18 protein-coding genes are annotated in these 17,428 nt (G+C 61.6%); 9 read left to right on the top strand and 9 right to left on the bottom strand.

Translation table 11 applies throughout. The features are described 5' to 3' along the window. Window positions 1–126: 126 nt before the first annotated feature. Window positions 127–1,047: a LysR substrate-binding domain-containing protein gene (locus BLW22_RS28985; protein WP_065926692.1), complete on the top strand. Its 921-nt coding sequence runs from the start codon at window positions 127–129 to the stop codon at window positions 1,045–1,047. A 177-nt stretch (window positions 1,048–1,224) separates the two neighbouring features. Beyond that, window positions 1,225–3,201: a methyl-accepting chemotaxis protein gene (locus tag BLW22_RS28980; protein WP_065926691.1), complete on the top strand. Its 1,977-nt coding sequence runs from the start codon at window positions 1,225–1,227 to the stop codon at window positions 3,199–3,201. A gap of 60 nt (window positions 3,202–3,261) precedes the next feature. Here BLW22_RS28980 and BLW22_RS28975 read toward each other — a convergent pair whose 3' ends face one another. Both BLW22_RS28975 and BLW22_RS28970 read right to left on the bottom strand, forming a co-directional pair. Then, window positions 3,262–4,758 (bottom strand): YifB family Mg chelatase-like AAA ATPase, encoded by a 1,497-nt coding sequence (locus tag BLW22_RS28975; RefSeq protein WP_074847967.1) that lies wholly within the window; start codon window positions 4,756–4,758, stop codon window positions 3,262–3,264. 225 nt (window positions 4,759–4,983) lie between these two features. Then, on the bottom strand, window positions 4,984–5,244 hold the full coding sequence (locus tag BLW22_RS28970) for an accessory factor UbiK family protein (protein ID WP_065926689.1): 261 nt from the start codon (window positions 5,242–5,244) through the stop codon (window positions 4,984–4,986). 422 nt (window positions 5,245–5,666) lie between these two features. On the opposite strand from BLW22_RS28970, the gene glnK reads away from it, so the two are divergent. From glnK to sutA, 4 genes are all read left to right on the top strand, one after another. Next, entirely contained in the window at window positions 5,667–6,005 is a 339-nt protein-coding gene (gene glnK, locus BLW22_RS28965) for a P-II family nitrogen regulator (RefSeq protein WP_002555808.1), read from the top strand. 34 nt (window positions 6,006–6,039) lie between these two features. After that, a complete protein-coding gene (locus BLW22_RS28960; protein ID WP_027608313.1) occupies window positions 6,040–7,377 on the top strand; it encodes an ammonium transporter in 1,338 nt (445 codons plus the stop codon). A gap of 199 nt (window positions 7,378–7,576) precedes the next feature. Continuing rightward, entirely contained in the window at window positions 7,577–8,002 is a 426-nt protein-coding gene (locus tag BLW22_RS28955) for a secondary thiamine-phosphate synthase enzyme YjbQ (protein WP_065926688.1), read from the top strand. A 101-nt stretch (window positions 8,003–8,103) separates the two neighbouring features. Then, complete coding sequence (sutA, locus tag BLW22_RS28950; RefSeq protein WP_027608315.1) at window positions 8,104–8,430, top strand: transcriptional regulator SutA; 327 nt, start codon at window positions 8,104–8,106, stop codon at window positions 8,428–8,430. Between the two features lie 195 nt (window positions 8,431–8,625). Here sutA and BLW22_RS28945 read toward each other — a convergent pair whose 3' ends face one another. From BLW22_RS28945 to lptM, 6 genes are read right to left on the bottom strand one after another with little or no spacing between them, the layout of a single operon-like run. Beyond that, window positions 8,626–9,321, bottom strand: coding sequence for an HAD family hydrolase (locus BLW22_RS28945; RefSeq protein ID WP_074847965.1), 696 nt, complete (start codon window positions 9,319–9,321; stop codon window positions 8,626–8,628). After that, the gene (gene xerC / locus BLW22_RS28940) at window positions 9,318–10,217 is read right to left on the bottom strand and encodes a tyrosine recombinase XerC (protein ID WP_065926686.1); all 900 of its coding nucleotides are present in this window, start codon (window positions 10,215–10,217) and stop codon (window positions 9,318–9,320) included. Before xerC ends, BLW22_RS28945 begins: the two co-directional genes overlap by 4 nt. Window positions 10,218–10,219: 2 nt before the next feature. Further along, window positions 10,220–10,939 carry a DUF484 family protein gene (locus BLW22_RS28935; RefSeq protein WP_027608318.1) on the bottom strand — a complete coding sequence of 240 codons (720 nt, stop codon included), beginning with the start codon at window positions 10,937–10,939 and terminating at the stop codon, window positions 10,220–10,222. A gap of 13 nt (window positions 10,940–10,952) precedes the next feature. After that, complete coding sequence (dapF, locus tag BLW22_RS28930; RefSeq protein WP_065926685.1) at window positions 10,953–11,783, bottom strand: diaminopimelate epimerase; 831 nt, start codon at window positions 11,781–11,783, stop codon at window positions 10,953–10,955. A 3-nt stretch (window positions 11,784–11,786) separates the two neighbouring features. Then, complete coding sequence (gene lysA, locus BLW22_RS28925; protein WP_065926684.1) at window positions 11,787–13,034, bottom strand: diaminopimelate decarboxylase; 1,248 nt, start codon at window positions 13,032–13,034, stop codon at window positions 11,787–11,789. Between the two features lie 9 nt (window positions 13,035–13,043). Beyond that, on the bottom strand, window positions 13,044–13,214 hold the full coding sequence (gene lptM / locus BLW22_RS28920) for an LPS translocon maturation chaperone LptM (protein WP_010207449.1): 171 nt from the start codon (window positions 13,212–13,214) through the stop codon (window positions 13,044–13,046). Between the two features lie 238 nt (window positions 13,215–13,452). Here lptM and cyaY point away from each other — a divergent pair, with 238 nt between their 5' ends. The 3 genes from cyaY to rnk all read left to right on the top strand — a co-directional run bounded on the left by cyaY (window position 13,453) and on the right by rnk (window position 14,548). Then, window positions 13,453–13,785 (top strand): iron donor protein CyaY, encoded by a 333-nt coding sequence (gene cyaY, locus BLW22_RS28910; protein ID WP_065926683.1) that lies wholly within the window; start codon window positions 13,453–13,455, stop codon window positions 13,783–13,785. Between the two features lie 2 nt (window positions 13,786–13,787). Further along, the gene (locus tag BLW22_RS28905; RefSeq protein ID WP_027608322.1) at window positions 13,788–14,006 is read left to right on the top strand and encodes a DUF1289 domain-containing protein; all 219 of its coding nucleotides are present in this window, start codon (window positions 13,788–13,790) and stop codon (window positions 14,004–14,006) included. Between the two features lie 131 nt (window positions 14,007–14,137). Then, window positions 14,138–14,548: a nucleoside diphosphate kinase regulator gene (rnk, locus tag BLW22_RS28900; protein ID WP_065948746.1), complete on the top strand. Its 411-nt coding sequence runs from the start codon at window positions 14,138–14,140 to the stop codon at window positions 14,546–14,548. Here the strand turns inward: rnk and BLW22_RS28895 are convergent. Next, entirely contained in the window at window positions 14,545–17,385 is a 2,841-nt protein-coding gene (locus BLW22_RS28895) for a class I adenylate cyclase (RefSeq protein ID WP_074847963.1), read from the bottom strand. The two genes, rnk and BLW22_RS28895, sit on opposite strands and share 4 nt — an antisense overlap. Between the last annotated feature and the right edge of the window lie 43 nt (window positions 17,386–17,428).

Here is a 17,428-nt window from a genome sequence, read left to right as displayed (position 1 = left end):
GAAGGGCTGATTCTCGGCGCTCTCAGCCCATTGCACAAAGGGATAAATGCGATCGTTTGCATGATTAAAACTCATGCTTGATTGATTCTGGTAGGGTTTCAGTATTGCGCTGTCGGAGCTTTCCTCATGTCTCGTCGTCTTCCTCCTCTTTATGCCTTGCGCGCGTTTGAAGCGGCCTCCCGACACAGCTCTTTCACCCGCGCGGCCGAGGAGTTGTCGATCACCCAAAGTGCGGTGAGCCGACATATCCGCACGCTTGAAGAGCATTTCGCCTGCCGGCTGTTCCAGCGCAATGGCCGCACCTTGCAGCTCACTGAAGCGGCGCGTCTGTTGTTGCCCGGTGTGCGCGAAGGGTTCGCGGCGCTGGAGCGCGCCTGCCATACCTTGAATGCCGAAGATGACATCCTGCGCATGAAGGCCCCCTCCACATTGACCATGCGCTGGCTGCTGGCGCGACTCAGCCGCTTCCGGGCGCTGCAGCCGGGCAATGAGGTGCAACTGACCAGCGCCTGGATGAGCGTGGACGAGGTGGACTTCAACCAGGAGCCGTTCGATTGCGCGGTGTTATTGAGCTACGGGCATTTTCCAGCGGATTGGGAAGCCAGCTATCTGTTCCCCGAGCTGTTGATACCGGTGGGTGCACCGAACCTGTTGAACGACGGTCCTTGGGACGTGACCCGCCTAGCCGGCGCCGAGTTACTGCACCCCACACCCGACCGCCGGGACTGGCGCAATTGGCTGGAGCGCATGGGGCTATCGTCCCAGGTGTCGCTCAAAGGCGGGCAGGTGTTCGATACCTTGGAGCTGGGCATGATCGCCGCCGCCCGCGGTTATGGCGTGTCGATGGGCGACCTGCTGATGGTGGCCGAGGATGTGGCGCAGGGACGCTTGAGCTTGCCGTGGCCGACTGCGGTAGCGAGTGGGGAAAATTACTATTTGGTGTGGCCGAAAACCCGTCCAGGGGGTGAGCGCTTGCGGCGTCTGGCGGATTTCCTCCAGAGCGAGGTGCAGGCCATGGTTTTACCCGACGTCGAACGGCTCAATTGAGGGGTTTTGACTCAGCGACGCAACCGTTTGCGTGATACCCCTGCGATTCGCTCAAGTATTGCAAAACGCCGCCGAAGTAGGTGTGTTGGAACCATCGTGCACCAACGTTTCCCACCAGATAATTTGCCGAGCAGCGCTATGAGATCAGGATGATCCTGGCCTCGGCCAGGAGCTGTCATGTCTCAACCTCGCGCCCGGATTGCCTCCCAGTTAGGTCTCGCGTTAGCCGTGATTTTGGCTGTCGTCATCAGCGGCAGTACTGTTTTCGCCTTGCGTTCCCTCGATTCCGCCAACCTCGATACCCGCGAGGAGCACCTGGCCAGCGAGGCGCGCTTGCTTGCCGACCAACTCAATACCTTCCACAGCACGTTGCGCGAGAGCACCCAGCGTTTGAGCGGGCTGTTTGAAAAACGTTTCGGTGCCGGGTTGAGCGTGCATGTGGACCAACCCGTGAGCGTGGCCGGTGTTCAGACGCCCAGCCTGTACCTGGGCAACGAGGTGTTGAACAACAACTTTGATGAGGTGGACGAGTTCAAGCAAATGTCTGGCGGCGTGGCCACCGTATTTGTGCGCAGTGGCGACGACTTCATCCGTATCAGCACGTCCCTGACCAAGCAGGATGGCAACCGCGCCATCGGCACCGTCCTCGACCGTCAGGGCCCGGCCTACCAGCGCGTTGTGGGTGGGCAGACCTACATCGGCAGGGCGGTGTTGTTCGATCGTTCCTACATGACCCAGTACAGCCCGGTGCGTGACAGCGGCGGTAAGGTTATCGCCGTGCTGTTCATCGGTTTTGACTACACCGATGCGCAGAATGCCCAATTCGAAAACCTCAAGCGCTTCCGAATTGGCCAGACCGGCTCCCTTGCACTGCTGGATGAGCAAAAGCACTGGCTAGTGGCACCCGCCGGCGTGCAGGCGTTGGATCAATCGGTGCCGGTGATGCTGGACCTGGCCAAGACCCCGGGCAAAGGTCGCTTCTGGAGCGACAAGAACGAAGATTTCTATAGCGTTTCGGTACCGTTCGAAGGCGGCCCGTGGGCCGTGGTTGCGAGCATGCCGAAAGCTGAAATCCGCGCGGTGACCTGGGCCGTGGGGATTCGCCTGGTGATCGGCAGCGTGCTGGCGATGTTGCTGGCGGTGGGCGCCACGGTCTGGCTGCTGCGCAGCAAGCTGCAACCGCTGAGTGACTTGGTACACCAGGCCGAAGCCTTGGGTGCGGGCGACTTGAGCGCACGCCTCAACGTATCCAGCCATGACGAAATCGGCCAACTGGCGCGCAGCTTCAATCAGATGGGTGAAGCGCTGTCGACGATGGTTTCCCATATCCGCAAGGCGGCCGAGGAGGTCAATAGTCGGGCCCAGGCGTTGTCCGGTCTGTCCGGTGGGGCCTATGACGGCATGGAGCAGCAGTCCGGCGAAATCACCAGCATGGCCGGCGCGGTGGAAGAGTTCAGTGCCACCTCGCTGAACATTGCCGACAACATGGGCAACACCGAGCGCCTGGCCCAAGAAAATGCCCAGCAAACCCGCATTGGTCGCAATTCGATGCAGGAGGCGTCGTCGTCGCTGGAACATATCGCGACCGCGCTGAACAGCACGGCCACAGTGATCAATACCCTGGGCCAGCGCTCCCAGGAAATCGGCGGCATCGTCGGTGTGATCACGTCCATCGCCGAACAGACCAACCTGTTGGCGCTCAACGCGGCCATCGAGGCTGCACGCGCCGGTGAACAGGGCCGTGGGTTTGCCGTGGTGGCTGATGAAGTACGCAACCTGGCATCGCGCACCCGCGAAGCCACCGATGAAATTTCCGGGATGATCCAGAGCATCCAGCGGGAAACCGGTAACGCCATCAGCACTATGGAACACGGCAACACGCTGATGCAGGAAGGCTTGTCGCGCAACGCCGACGTGGCCTCGGCCCTGGCGCGCATTGATGAGCAGAGCCGCTCGGCCGGCCAGCAATTCGCCGCGATCACCACCGCCACCCAAGAGCAGAGCAGCACCGCGACCTTGCTCAGCAGCAACTTGCAGAGCATTGCGCTGGCCAACAGCGAGCAACGTGAAGTGGTGTCCAACCTGGCGATTACTGCCAAGGAACTGGAGACGTTGGCGGCGAGCCTGCGCCATGAGGTGGATCGCTTTCGCTGAGCCACCGTTTTCCAAGATGTGGGAGGCTTGCCCCCTTCCACATTTGGCGCTGCGCCAAGCTTAAGTGATCGCCGCCGGGCGGTATTGCAGGGCCTCTTTCAGGTGGTCGCGGGTGATGGTCTCTACCTGATCCAGATCCGCCAGGGTGCGCGCCACCTTGAGCAGTCGATGGGCCGCGCGCAGCGATAGGGTCAGTCGTTCACAGGCCGTTTCCAGCCAGTTTTCATCCACCTTCGTGAGCTTGCAGTGCTCGCGCAGCCCCGGCAGATCAAGAAAGGCATTCGCACAGCCCTGGCGCTTTTGCTGATGCTCGCGAGCCTGGGCGACCCGCGCTGAGGCATGGGCGGTATCCTCGCCCGCCTGTTGGATCGGGTTCAGTGCCGTCGTTTCCCTCGCCACGGTCAGGTGCAAGTCAATCCGGTCCAGCAGCGGCCCCGAGAGCTTGTTGCGATACCGCTGAATCTGCTCCGGCGTACAACGACAGCGCCCGCTGGGTTCGCCCATATAGCCGCAAGGGCAGGGGTTCATCGCCGCCACCAGTTGAAAGCGTGCCGGGAAACTTACGCGGTCGCGGGCGCGGGAAATCACGATATGCCCCGACTCCAGCGGTTCGCGCAAAACCTCCAGCACCTTGCGATCAAACTCCGGCAGCTCATCGAGAAACAGCACGCCATGGTGAGCCAGGGTGATTTCCCCAGGCTGTGGTTTCGAGCCGCCGCCCACCAGCGCCGGCCCTGACGCAGAGTGGTGTGGCTGGCGAAACGGCCGGTGTGGCCAATGGCTCAGCGGCGCGAGGCTGACGACGGACTGGATCGCCGCCACCTCAAGAGCTTCTTGTTCGCTCAAGGGGGGCAACAGGCCGGGCAGGCGACTGGCGAGCAAGGTCTTGCCGGTGCCCGGTGGGCCGCTGAACAACAGGTTATGCGCACCCGCTGCGGCGATCAGCAGGGCGCGCTTTGCCGACAGTTGGCCCTGCACTTCGCTTAAGTCTGGGTAGGGTTTGTTCAGGTACAGCAAACCATCGGACTTGTAGGGCTCAATCGGCACGTGCCCATTGAGGTGCGCCACCACTTGCAACAAGTGGTCTACCGCAATCACCTTCAACCCCGACGCCAGGCACGCCTCCTCGGCATTCGCCCGAGGCACTATCACGGTGCGCCCGGCCTTGCGGGCCGCCAAAGCCGCCGGTAGCACGCCTTTCACCGCACGCACTTCACCGGACAACGCCAACTCACCCAGGCATTCAATGTCATCGAGCATCAACGCTGGCACCTGCACGCTGGCGGCGAGGATCCCCAGGGCAATCGCCAGGTCAAAACGCCCGCCGTCCTTGGGCAGGTCGGCGGGCGCGAGGTTGAGGGTGATGCGGCGCGCAGGGTATTGCAGGGCCGAGTTGAGGATGGCGCTGCGCACGCGGTCTTTGCTTTCCTTGACGGCGGTTTCGGGCAAACCCACCAGTGTGAGGGACGGCAAGCCATTGGCCATATGCACTTCGACGGTGACGGCAGGGGCTTCGACGCCGATCTGGGCGCGGCTGTGGACGATGGCGAGGGACATGCTCGTTCCTTGAAATGGGCGGCCGCTTCCTGCGGTTTTTCAAGGGTAGATGAGGTGGGGAAGTGCAGCGTGGAGGAGGTTTTACAGAACGTATCCGAGGTGCAGCGCAAAACAAATGTGGGAGCGGGCTTGCTCGCGAATGCGCTGGATCAGTCAGCATCTTCGTGTCTGACAGACTGCATTCGCGAGCAAGCCCGCTCCCACATTTTGACCGAGTTGCCTCAGTTACTCGGCAGTGTTGGTCAACCGAGCTTCCAACTCCGCCACCTTCGCCTCCAGGCTCTCCAGCCGTGCACGGGTGCGGGCGAGCACCACCATCTGGCTATCAAACTCTTCCCGGCTCACCAGGTCGAGCTTGCTGAAACCGCTTTGCAGCAAGGCCTTGAACTGGCTTTCGATTTCATTGCGGGGCAGCGGGGTGTCGCCGCTGAACAGGCGAGAGGCGTGGCCGCTCAGGGCGTCGAGGAGGTCTTTGGGCGCGAGCATGGGAAATATTCCGGAAAACTGTTGGCGGGCAGTGTATCACGCAGCGTCTATAGTCTTTTTCACGGCCTGGGTCGCACGCTTTTCGCGCATCAGGCTGGGCGGCTATGCACCGTTTTCGTGCGCATTGCAGGCGCCGGATGGCCCCGTTGGTGGGCCTAGGTGAGCAAAGGACTGATTTCAGTGATTTTTACGGAGCTGGCAAGGTTTCTGCTTAGACGATCATGACCCATGCACTGATGCAGTCGCTGTGACGAATGCAGTGCGCCGACGGATCAGGGGTACAGGTTTCGTCACCAGTGGTTCGCTGGCGTCGCAATGGCAACTGCCCTTGCGACGATGCGTTACAAAGCCAGGCACTGCGCTTAGACTTGAGACGGGTTTGTTTTCCTGGGGCAAGTCCACCAATTCGGGAGAGAGTTTTCATGAAGCTAGTCACTGCCATCATCAAGCCGTTCAAGTTGGACGATGTACGCGAGTCGTTGTCCGAGATCGGCGTGCAGGGCATTACCGTTACTGAGGTCAAGGGCTTCGGTCGGCAGAAGGGTCACACCGAGCTGTATCGCGGCGCGGAATATGTAGTGGATTTCCTGCCGAAGGTGAAGATTGATGTCGCCATTGACGACAAGGATCTTGACCGGGTTATCGAGGCGATAACCAAGGCCGCCAACACCGGCAAGATCGGTGACGGCAAGATCTTCGTGGTCAATCTGGAACAGGCTATTCGCATCCGTACCGGCGAAACCGATACCGACGCAATCTAAGCCGCCAAACCCCAACGCCCCAGGAGAAAACAATATGACTCTGCGTAAATTCGCAGGGCTCGGAGCCCTGTTGTCCATCGTAATGCCAAGCCTGGCCATGGCGGCAGACGAAGTGGCTGCTCCAGTCCTCAACTCCGGTGACACCGCCTGGATGCTCACATCCACCGCGCTGGTGCTGTTCATGACCATTCCAGGCCTGGCGCTGTTCTACGGCGGCATGGTGCGCTCCAAAAATATTCTGTCGGTGATGATGCAGTGCTTCGCCATCACCGGCCTGATCAGCATCCTGTGGGTTGTCTACGGCTACAGCATCGCGTTCGATACCACCGGTATGGAACAGGGTGTGGTCAACTTCAACTCCTTCTTCGGCGGCATGGGCAAGGCGTTCCTGGCGGGTGTGACCCCGGCCAGCATCACCGGGCCGGCTGCGCTGTTCCCGGAAGCCGTGTTCATCACCTTCCAGATGACCTTCGCCATCATCACCCCGGCGCTGATCGTCGGTGCGTTCGCCGAACGCATGAAGTTCTCCGCCATGCTGATCTTCATGGCTATCTGGTTCACTCTGGTCTATGCGCCAATCGCCCACATGGTGTGGAGCGGCAACGGTGGCCTGCTGTGGGACTGGGGCGTGCTGGACTTCGCCGGCGGCACCGTGGTGCACATCAATGCCGGTGTCGCTGGCCTGGTGGCGTGCATCGTGCTCGGCAAGCGTAAAGGCTTCCCGACCACTCCAATGGCGCCTCACAACCTGGGTTACACCCTGGTGGGTGCGGCCATGCTGTGGGTCGGCTGGTTCGGCTTCAACGCCGGCTCTGCGGCTGCGGCCAACGGCACCGCCGGCATGGCGATGCTGGTGACTCAGATTGCTACCGCTGCTGCAGCCCTGGGCTGGATGTTCGCCGAGTGGATTACTCACGGTAAGCCAAGCGCACTGGGCATCGCCTCGGGTGTAGTGGCTGGCCTGGTCGCCGTTACACCGGCCGCCGGCACTGTTGGTCCGATGGGCGCCCTGGTGATCGGCCTGGTGGCCGGTGTGATCTGCTTCTTCTGCGCCACCAGCCTCAAGCGCAAGCTGGGCTACGACGACTCCCTGGACGCATTCGGCGTGCACGGTATCGGCGGTATCGTCGGTGCGATCCTCACCGGTGTGTTTGCAGCCCCTGCATTGGGCGGCTTCGGCACCGTGACTGACATCGCAGCTCAAGTCTGGATCCAGTGCAAAGGTGTCGGCTTCACCGTGATCTATACCGCCATCGTCACCTTCATCATCCTCAAGGTGCTGGACGCGGTCATGGGCCTGCGGGTTACCGAAGAGGAAGAGGCTGTCGGCCTCGACCTGGCGCAACACAACGAACGCGGCTACAACCTGTAAGTACGCGAAAAAAAGATGCCCGGCTTGCCGGGCATTTTTTTGCCTGGCGTTTGTCAGTCATAACAAGCTGTGCCGGTTTTTGCGCAGAGTTTGTCATGCACTTTCCAGCGTGCGAATGTCTTACAGGCACGTAGGCGTATTCGGCACTTTGTTTTTTCCCAGAGCGCGCTAGAATGCGCGCCGATGGGCGGAGAACTGTATGTGGCAACAGACCCTGATTACCCTGCGGGCCAAGCCCCGGGGCTTTCACCTGGTGACTGACGAGTTGCTTGCCGGCTTGCCTGAGCTGAAGGCCTGCCGCGTGGGCCTGTTGCACCTGTGGCTGCAGCACACCTCGGCCTCGTTGACGGTCAACGAGAATGCCGATCCGGCGGTTCGTCGTGACTTCGAGCGTTTTTTCAACTCGCTGGTGCCGCAAGGTTACGCCGGGTTCGAACACAACGACGAAGGTCCGGATGATCTGCCGGCGCACTTCAAGGCCAGTCTCCTGGGCTGCCAGCTGAGTTTGCCGGTCAAGGCCGGCCGCTTGGCGATGGGGACCTGGCAAGGTGTTTATCTGGGCGAGCACCGTGATCATGGCGGTGCTCGTAAAGTCCTCGCCACCTTGCACGGTGATGGGGCATAAGCCACTGGTTATCCGGTGGATGTGATTTTTTTCCGGCAACCTCGACAGAGGGCGAAGCTGGGCTATAACTAATCTGCTTTTCGCAAGTCATGAGGTAGAACATGAGCGACGATGATCTGGAAAACGACGAACTCGAAGTAGGTGACGAAGACGACACCGAAGAAGGTCTTGAAGCGGCGGCGGAAGACGTTGCTGAGGACGACGGTGGTGATGACGCTCCTGTTCCAGCTGCCAAGGGCAAAGCCAAGGCTGCTGTTTCGGTAGATGAATTGCCGAGCGTTGAGGCCAAGAACAAAGAGCGCGATGCCCTGGCCCGTGCGATGGAAGAGTTTCTTGCCAAAGGCGGCAAAGTGGTCGAAGTCGAGCCCAATGTGGTTGCTGACCCGCCCAAGAAGCCGGATAACAAGTACGGCAGCCGACCTATCTAAGGTCAGCCACCTGCTTGTAAGAAAAAGCCCGCCGTCGCTGCGGGTTTTTTCATGCCTGTAATAACCGGCTACAGGTTACCCCCAATCAAGTGTGGGAGGGGGCTTGCTCCCGATTACAGTAGGTCAGTCAATACATCTGGAGACTGATACACCGCTATCGGGAGCAAGCCCCCTCCCACATTTTTCTCACCCGTGTTACTGCCAGCTGCGAAGTAACTCCGGCAACTCCGTCAGGCTGCGAATCTGTGCATCCGGGAGTTTATCCCCTTCCCACACCTTGCCCGACGGGTTGAACCACACTGCCCGCAGCCCCGCCTGCTGAGCCCCGGCAATGTCGTCCCCGGGGTGGTCGCCAACATGCACCGCCGCACTGGCATCTACTCCGCCGCGCTGCAGCGCTTCCTGGAACAGCCGCGCATCCGGCTTGGCGATGCCAATATCTTCAGCGCGTAGCGCAAAGTGAAAGTAGTCCGCCAGGCCAACACGCTGCACATCGGCATTGCCATTGGTGATCACACCCAGCAGAAAGTGCTGGCGCAGCGCTTGCAGCATCGGCTCGGCCTCAGGGAAAGGCGTGAGCTGATGGCGGGCGTGAATGAACGCTTCGAAACACACATCGGCCATTTCCGTGGCCTCAGGCTGTGGATAACCGGCCTCTTCAAACGCATGTATCAACACCCGATGGCGCAGGATACTGATGCGGTGTTTGAGTTCGGGATGCCGTTGCAGCACCTGTTGGCGCAGGCTGGCGAAATGCTCCAGGGGCAGGTCGCCCACCTTGGCGGCATGGGTGGCCAGCCATTCGCGCATCGACGCTTCGGCGCTGATGATGACGGGTACGTTGTCCCAGAGCGTGTCGTCCAGGTCGAAGGTGATCAGCTTGATGTTCATGAGTCGCCGTCCTTGATGCGTTTGGCCCGTGGATGGGCGCTGTCGTAGACCGTTGCCAGGTGCTGGAAGTCCAGATGGGTATAGATCTGCGTGGTCTTGATGTCGGAATGGCCAAGCAGTTCCTGCACGGCGCGCAGGTCCTGGGACGATTCCAGCATATGGCTGGCAAAGGAGTGCCGCAGCATATGTGGATGCAGGTTCTGCCCCAGCTCGCGCTCGCCGGCAGCCTTGACCCGTACCTGGATGGCGCGCGGCCCCAGGCGCCGCCCTTGCTGGCTGATAAACACCGCGTCGTCCACCGGGTTGGCCAGGGCGCGCAGCGGCAGCCACAGTTGCAGGGCTTCGCGGGCTTTCCTGCCTACCGGCAGCACCCGAGTCTTGCTGCCTTTGCCGAGCACTTGCACCAGGCCGTCGGCCAGGTCCAGTTGATCGAGGTTCAGGCCCGTCAGCTCCGATAGGCGCAGGCCTGAAGAGTAGAACAGTTCGAGGATCGCCTGGTCGCGATGGGCGAGGAAATCGTCCTCCACGGCGCCATCGAGCAATTGCAGGGCACGGTCGGTGTCCAGGGTCTTGGGCAGGCGTCGTTCGCCTTTCGGCGGGGACAGGCCGCTGGCCGGGTCGTGGTCGCAGAGGCCTTCGCGATTGAGGTAGTGATACAGGCCACGCACCGCCGACAGCAGGCGCGACAGACTGCGCGAGGACTGGCCCGCCTGGTGCAGCCGTGCGATCAGGCTGCGCAGGCCCTGGATATCCAGGGTCTTCCAGCTGGTGACCTGCTGTTTTTCGCAATACGCCAGGACCTTGTTCAAGTCCCGTCGGTAAGCCTCCAGGGTATGGGGTGACACCTGGCGCTCGTTACGCAGGTGAGCGCAGTAAGCGTCCAGTTGCCGTTCCATGGCTAGCGCACCGCGCGCAGGGCGGTGGTGTGGCGCGGAAGGACGCGGCCCAGTACTTCGGCGATATAGGTGAGGAACAAAGTGCCCACCGAGCTCTTGTAGTGCGCGGGATCGCGGCTGGCGATGGCCAGGACGCCGTGCAGGCCTTGATGGCTGAGAGCGACGACGGCGGTAGAGCCGATCTGCTTGCGCTGTTCGGCGCCGAACAGGAAGTCCAGCTCGTGCTCGCGCAGAGTGCCGCTGATGGTCTTGCCTTCGGAAAGCAGGCCGCCGATCGCGGTTTGCGCGTCGCCGCCACTGACCCAGCGACCCACCGGCATCGGGTTGTCGCTGAACAGGATCAGGCTGACAAACGGCACCTGGAAGTCCTGGCGCAGGCTGTCTTCCACGGCGATGACCGTTTCTTCCAGGCTGGTGGCGTCCATCAGGGTAAGAATCAGACGGCGGGTTTTCTCGAATAGACGGTCGTTGTCGCGGGCGACATCCATCAGGTGCGAGAGCTTGTGGCGCATTTCGATATTGCGCTCGCGCAGGATCTTCATCTGTCGCTCCACCAACGACACGGTGTCGCCGCGCTGGTGGGGGATGCGCAGGGCCGGGAGCAGTTCTTCGTGTTCGACGAAGAAGTCCGGATTAGCCTCAAGGTACGCCGCGACGGCAGCGGCCTCCAGACTTTCGCTCGGGGTAGTTGCTTGTGCGGGTACTTGAGGCTTATCGGTCATTGGCTTGGCTCACTCATAGACGGACCTGTCCTTCGTATACGCGCGAGGCCGGCCCGGTCATCATCACCGGGTGGCCAGGGCCTGCCCACTCGATGGACAGGCGTCCACCGGGCAGGTCGATCAACAGGGGCGAATCCATCCACCCCTGGCTGATCGCGGCCACGGCAGCGGCGCAAGCACCGGTACCGCAGGCCTGGGTTTCGCCGGCGCCGCGTTCCCACACGCGCAATTGCGCGCGGGAACGGTCGATCACCTGCAGGAAACCCACATTGACCCGCGCCGGAAAGCGCGGGTGGTGTTCGATCTTCGGCCCCAGTTCATGCACGGGGGCAGTGTTGATGTCGTTGACCCGTAGCACCGCATGGGGGTTGCCCATGGACACGGCAGCGATGTCGACGGTCTGGCCGTCAACGTCCAGCGGGTAGCTGGCGGCCTGCTCGGTCGCCTGGAACGGAATATCCGCCGGCACCAGGCGCGGCGCGCCCATGTTGACGCTGATCTGGCCGTCGCTGCGGATATCCAGCTCGATCACGCCGCTCTTGGTCTCGACGCGAATCTGCCGCTTGGCGGTCAGGCGCTTGTCCAGCACAAAGCGTGCAAAGCAGCGCGCACCGTTGCCGCACTGTTCCACTTCGGAGCCGTCGGAGTTGAAGATCCGATAACGGAAATCCACCTCCGGGTTGCTTGGCGCCTCGACGATCAGCAATTGGTCGAAGCCAATCCCGGTATGCCGGTCGCCCCACTGTTTAGCGTGCTTGGGCAGGATGTGCGCGTGCTGGCTGACCAGGTCGAGGACCATGAAATCATTGCCCAGCCCGTGCATCTTGGTAAAACGCAGCAGCATGGCTTACTCCGGCAGCAGGCTTTCGCCAGCATACAACTCGGCTACCGTCTCGCGGCGACGCACTTCCAACGCTTGATCACCGTCCACCAACACCTCGGCGGTACGTCCGCGGGTGTTGTAGTTGGAACTCATGACAAACCCGTAGGCACCGGCCGAATGCACGGCCAGCAGGTCGCCTTCTTCCAGGGCCAGTTGACGATCCTTGGCCAGGAAGTCGCCGGTCTCGCAGATCGGGCCGACGATGTCATAGGCGCGTGCTTCGCTGTTGCGAGGCGTCACCGCGGTGACATTCATCCAGGCCTGGTACAGCGCCGGGCGGATCAGGTCGTTCATCGCCGCATCGACGATGGCGAAGTCCTTGTGCTCGGTGTGCTTGAGGTACTCGACCTGGGTCAGCAGCACGCCGGCGTTGGCGACGATATAGCGCCCCGGCTCGAACATCAGCGTCAGGTCGCGGCCTTCGATGCGCTCGCGCACGGCCTGGATATAGTCGGCGATCGCCGGTGGCTCTTCATCGCGATAACGCACGCCCACGCCACCACCGAGGTCGATGTGGTGCAGGTAGATGCCGCATTCGCCCAGGCGGTCGATCAATGCCAGCAGGCGGTCGAGGGCATCCAGGAACGGCGGCAGTGTGGTCAGTTGCGAGCCGATATGGCAGTCGACACCCAGCACTTCCAGGTTCGGCAGCTGGGCGGCACGGATGTACACGTCTTCGGCGTCGGCAATGGCGATGCCGAACTTGTTCTCTTTGAGACCGGTGGAAATGTACGGGTGGGTGCCGGCATCGACGTCCGGGTTGACGCGCAAGGAGATCGGCGCACGAACACCCATCTCGGCCGCGACGACTTGCAGGCGTTCCAGCTCGTCGGTGGACTCTACGTTGAAGCAATGTACGCCGACTTCCAGGGCCCGGCGCATGTCTTCGCGGCTCTTGCCGACGCCGGAGAACACGATCTTGTCAGCCTGGCCGCCGGCGGCCAGTACCCGTTCCAGCTCGCCACGGGAGACGATGTCGAAACCGGCGCCCAGACGCGCCAGGACATTCAGTACACCCAGGTTGGAGTTGGCCTTGACTGCGTAGCACACCAGGTGCGGTACGCCATCGAGAGGGTCGGTGAACGAGCGGTATTGGGCTTCGATATGCGCACGGGAGTACACGTAGGTCGGGGTACCAAAGCGCTGGGCAATCGCGGACAACGCCACGCCTTCCGCGAACAGCTCGCCGTCCCGGTAGTTAAAAGCGTCCATGGAGCTCCCTTATTCGTAGGTGTCGTGCTTATGCGCTTTGGAGGGCTTTTGCGACGATTGCGCCTGTTCATTCGGGTCTTTGCTGTCATCGGGCAGGTACAGCGGGCCTTTTTGACCACAGGCACTAACGAGGCAAGCGACCGCGACGAGCGCAGCAAGGGAAGAGATCAGGCGCTTCATGGCGAAATCCTTGAATATGCATTAATTGCGCCCGAGTATACCGACCACCCGCCAGCTTGCCTATGCGCTGAAATACCCGTCCGGCGGGGGTTTGCCGAGATGGTCGGGAAGCGGACTACGCTGGTTGAGGATATTTCACGCCGTCAATCGTGTTGAAATCGGTATCCTTTGCAATCGGCGGGGCTCGCCCGTATCGTGCGGCGCTTGAGCAAAACCAGACACTTTCGAGGTTGCCACAATGAGTTTGACCGAAGCCCGTTTTCACGACCTGGTGGATGCCACCCAAGAGAAGCTGGAAGATATTTTCGACGACAGCGACCTGGATGTGGATCTGGAAAACTCGGCCGGTGTGCTGACCGTCAAGTTCGAGAGTGGCCAGCAACTGATCTTCAGCCGCCAGGAGCCGCTGCGTCAGCTGTGGCTGGCGGCGCGCTCCGGTGGCGTCCACTTCGACTACGACGAAGAAAGCGGCAAATGGCAGTGTGACAAGAGTGAAGAGTTGCTGGGCGAGATGCTCGCGCGCCTGGTCCACGAATATACCGGCGCCGAGCTGGATTTCGACGAGATCTGACCGTGACCCAGCCTGCGCCTGTACGCCCGCCCAAGCCGCTGTTCAGTAATGTCAGCCCGGCGGTGCCGTCACCTTGTATCAGTTTGTGTCGCCTGGACGAGCAAAAAGTCTGCCTCGGCTGCTTCCGCCATGTGGAAGACATCCGTGAATGGCGCTCCGCCGATGATCAGCGGCGCCGAGTGATCGTGGCCCAGGCCGAGCAACGCAAGGCCGCGCCTTGAGCCCGTCTTGTTTATTTACGGTGCTGTGGTAGTGTCCGGATACGCCTCAACTCATCGAGGCCCGTGAGAACCCCGCCTTTTCCTGGCGGGGTTTTGCTTTTTTGTGCAGAAAAAAGGAGTCTGCCTGAATCATGACCGCACCTTCCATCATCCTCACCCGTCTTGATGTGCAGCGTCTTGAGCAATTGATCGACCGTATGGACGAGACGCAGCCGGGCGTTATTGCACTGCAAGCCGAACTCGACCGCGCCGAAGAAGTGGTTGGCCACGATGAAGTGCCTGCAACGGTCGTGACCATGAACTCCAGTGTGCATTGCCGTGAGCAAGGCAGCGGCAAGGACTACCACCTGACCCTGGTCTACCCGAAAGATGCGAATGCCGATGAAGGCAAGATTTCGGTCCTGGCCCCGGTGGGCAGTGCCTTGCTTGGCCTGCAGGTAGGGCAGCACATCGATTGGCCGGCACCGGGCGGCAAGACCCTCAAGCTTGAGCTGCTCAGTGTTGAGGGTCAGCCCAAGGATGGCGGCGCCTTCCCTCTCTAGACCTGGCTCAGCGCCTCATTCAGCGCGAGCTCCAGCTCGGCCTTGTAGCGCAGGTACAAATTGCTTGGGCTTTGCACATCACCGAGCAGCCCCGACAGGTCGAGGTCGGTGATGTAGCAGCGGTAGCGCTCGGTTTCCCGGCGTTGCCCGACGATTTCCTGGGCGACCACCGCAAACAGTTGGTGGCCAAACTCCAGCTCGGAAAACTCCCGCTGATTGCAGTACAGGGTAATGCCCACCTGGCCCGGCGCCGCCTTGCCGATAATCGCCTGCACGTCATAAAACGGTTTGTTCGCGGGGTTCTGCGGGGCTGGCCGCGGCTCCACCCCACGCGCGCGCGTGCTGCCTGACGGCAGCAGTTGGTAGTACAAGATTTGCACCTCACCCAACGGTTGTTGCGTGTCCAGGGGCGACAGTGCTTCCCGGCGATAGATGATCGACTGCAAAAAGCGCTGCAACGGCGCCAACAGGCTCTGCTCATCATGAAACGGCAAGCGTTGCTGCCAGAGCGCGTTGAATTCATCCAGCACATACAGCTCGGCGAAGCCTTCGTTGACCCGGTAGAACACTTGCACGCAATCGGCCATGCCCATGGGCAGCAACAGCGCCAGGTCGTGGTCTTCCAGGGCCATGGCATCCAGGTGCAGCGGGCTGTAGCTGGCCAATTCTTCGCTGAGGTAGGCGACCAGCGCATCCTGGGTCGCCAGTGATACGTGGGAGGCCTGGCCGGGCATCAACTCCATCACGTGATAGTGCTGCTGTACCTGGAGCAAGTAGCGGTGATTGCCCTGACCCAGCAGCAGGTTCTGTGCGGTGTCGAAGATTTCTTCCACTCGCTGGGCAATGAACTGCGCGCGGTTGTGACAGAAGCAGCGCACCCGCAGCCGAGGCAGATGATCCGACGGCAGTTGATTGAGGTAGTCGCGCAGGCAATCGAGCAGGGCGTGGGGGCCGTCGTAGCGGCTGACCATCACCTCGTTCCAGCTGTTGAGCGTGACCTGATCGAGGGTCAGTACCAGGTTGTCTCGCACACCGGCATAGCTCAGGGAATCGGTGCGCTCGGTGGTCATCAGGATATTCAGGTCGCGATGATGCTTGAGCGGGTCGACGCCGACGTTGATCAGCAGCAACACTTCCTCGGGCACAGCCGAGCGCAGCAGGCGCGCTTCATCAACGCTGGCCAGGGGCAGGGCGATAGCCTGCTGCAGGCTGCCCAGCAGGTTGAACAGCTCGAATTCGGTCATGTCGCTGGTGCCGGGGTGCAGCGCCAGGCGCGTGCTGCTGTCGATGACGCCGTTGCGGTGGCACCAGGTGAGCATTTCCAACAGGTCGCGGCTGCGCTTGATCGGCGCGAAGTGCTCCCATTCCAGGGCCGTGAGATTACCGTTGTACAGGCCCCAGTGGTGCTGGCCGGGCTCCTTGCGGTTGGGCGATTGCACCAGGGTCAGGGTGTCTTCGGCCAGGTCCGGGGCGATGCCGGGGTTGATGAATTCAACCTTGCCGGCCTTGCGTTCAAAGGCGGCATACAGGCGCCGTCCCAGCACATTGAGGTCGCGCTTGTTGATCAGGCTGACGGTCTGTTCGGTACGAGCGAACTGGGTCAGGAAGCGATAGCTGTAGTTCAGCTCGCTGACCAGGGCGCGGCGCTCGGAGGCCACCTGGCGCACTTTCCACTGGCTGCGGCTGTCCAGCAGCGCCAGTTGGCGTTGGTCCCAGCCCCACTCGTGGGCCAGGCGCTCCAGCAACAGCCGCTGCCAACTGGTGCTGCGCTGACCGGCGCTGAGCTTGCGGTTGACCTTCAGGTACAGGGCGCGACGCACCAGCTCCAGGCGCTCCGGCTCGTTGCGTGCCTTGAGATATTCCTCGATACGGCGGTACACCACGATGTACGGGTCCAGCTCATCCAGGTCCATCTGGTTGGCGAACACCGCGCGCTTGAAGCGCAGGCTCAGGCAGTGCACGTTCGGGTGCTCGCTGGCGTAGACCTCGGTCAATAGCAGCTTGAGCACCGACTTGTAGGGCGACTCGATGCCCTTGAACAGTTGCCACAGCCCGGCACCGATGAATTCACCGGGAGGGATACGCGCCAGGTGGCCGAGGTCGAGGGTTTCATCGGCGCGGATAAAACGCTTGGAGATCAGCGTGTGGGTGAATTCCGCATAGCGGGCCTCTTCATACACCGGCACCAGCCACCAGATCGGCGTACGCCCGGCCAGCCAGATGGCTGTGCGGTAAAACTCGTCCAGCAACAGGTAATGCTGGGTCGTGCCGCAGTCGTCGGAGCTGAGTTGGGTGTCGCGCTCGCCGAGTACAAAGCGCGTCGGCTCAATCAGGAAGAAGTGCGCTTCTGCGCCCATGCCCAGGGCCCAGGCTTCCAGCAGTTGGCATTTTTTACGCAGCTCCGCGAGCTCGTTTTCGCCCAGGTCGGGTGCGTGGCACACCCACACATCCATGTCGCTCTGGTCGGCCTGGGCGAGGGTGCCGAGGCTGCCCATCAGGAACAGACCGTGGATCGGTTTGGGTTGATTGACCGGACGCGGCTTGTAAGAGAACGAGCGGGTCAGGCGCTGGGCTTCCGTGAGTGCCTGGGCGTCGGGCTCGAAGTTCGACAGCCCGGCCGGCGTGCTGCCTGAGACATACCCCGGCAACAGTGGGTGATTGACGTGAAAAAACAGCGGCAGCAGGGTCAGCACGCTTTGCTGGCGCGGCGTCAGCCCTTCGACGGCACGAGCCATGCGACCTTCATTGAGGGCCATGAAGCGCGCACGCAATTGGGCCAGCACCTTGCGGTCGATGCCTTCGTCCAGGTCAGGGCGGATTTCATGGGTGCGGGTCATGTCGAACTCGGTGGCTCGCAGGGCCCGACGCGGGCGGCCATGT

The organism is Pseudomonas marginalis, from assembly GCF_900105325.1.
GTDB lineage: Bacteria > Pseudomonadota > Gammaproteobacteria > Pseudomonadales > Pseudomonadaceae > Aquipseudomonas > Aquipseudomonas marginalis.
This window is presented reverse-complemented; position numbering and strand designations above follow the sequence as displayed.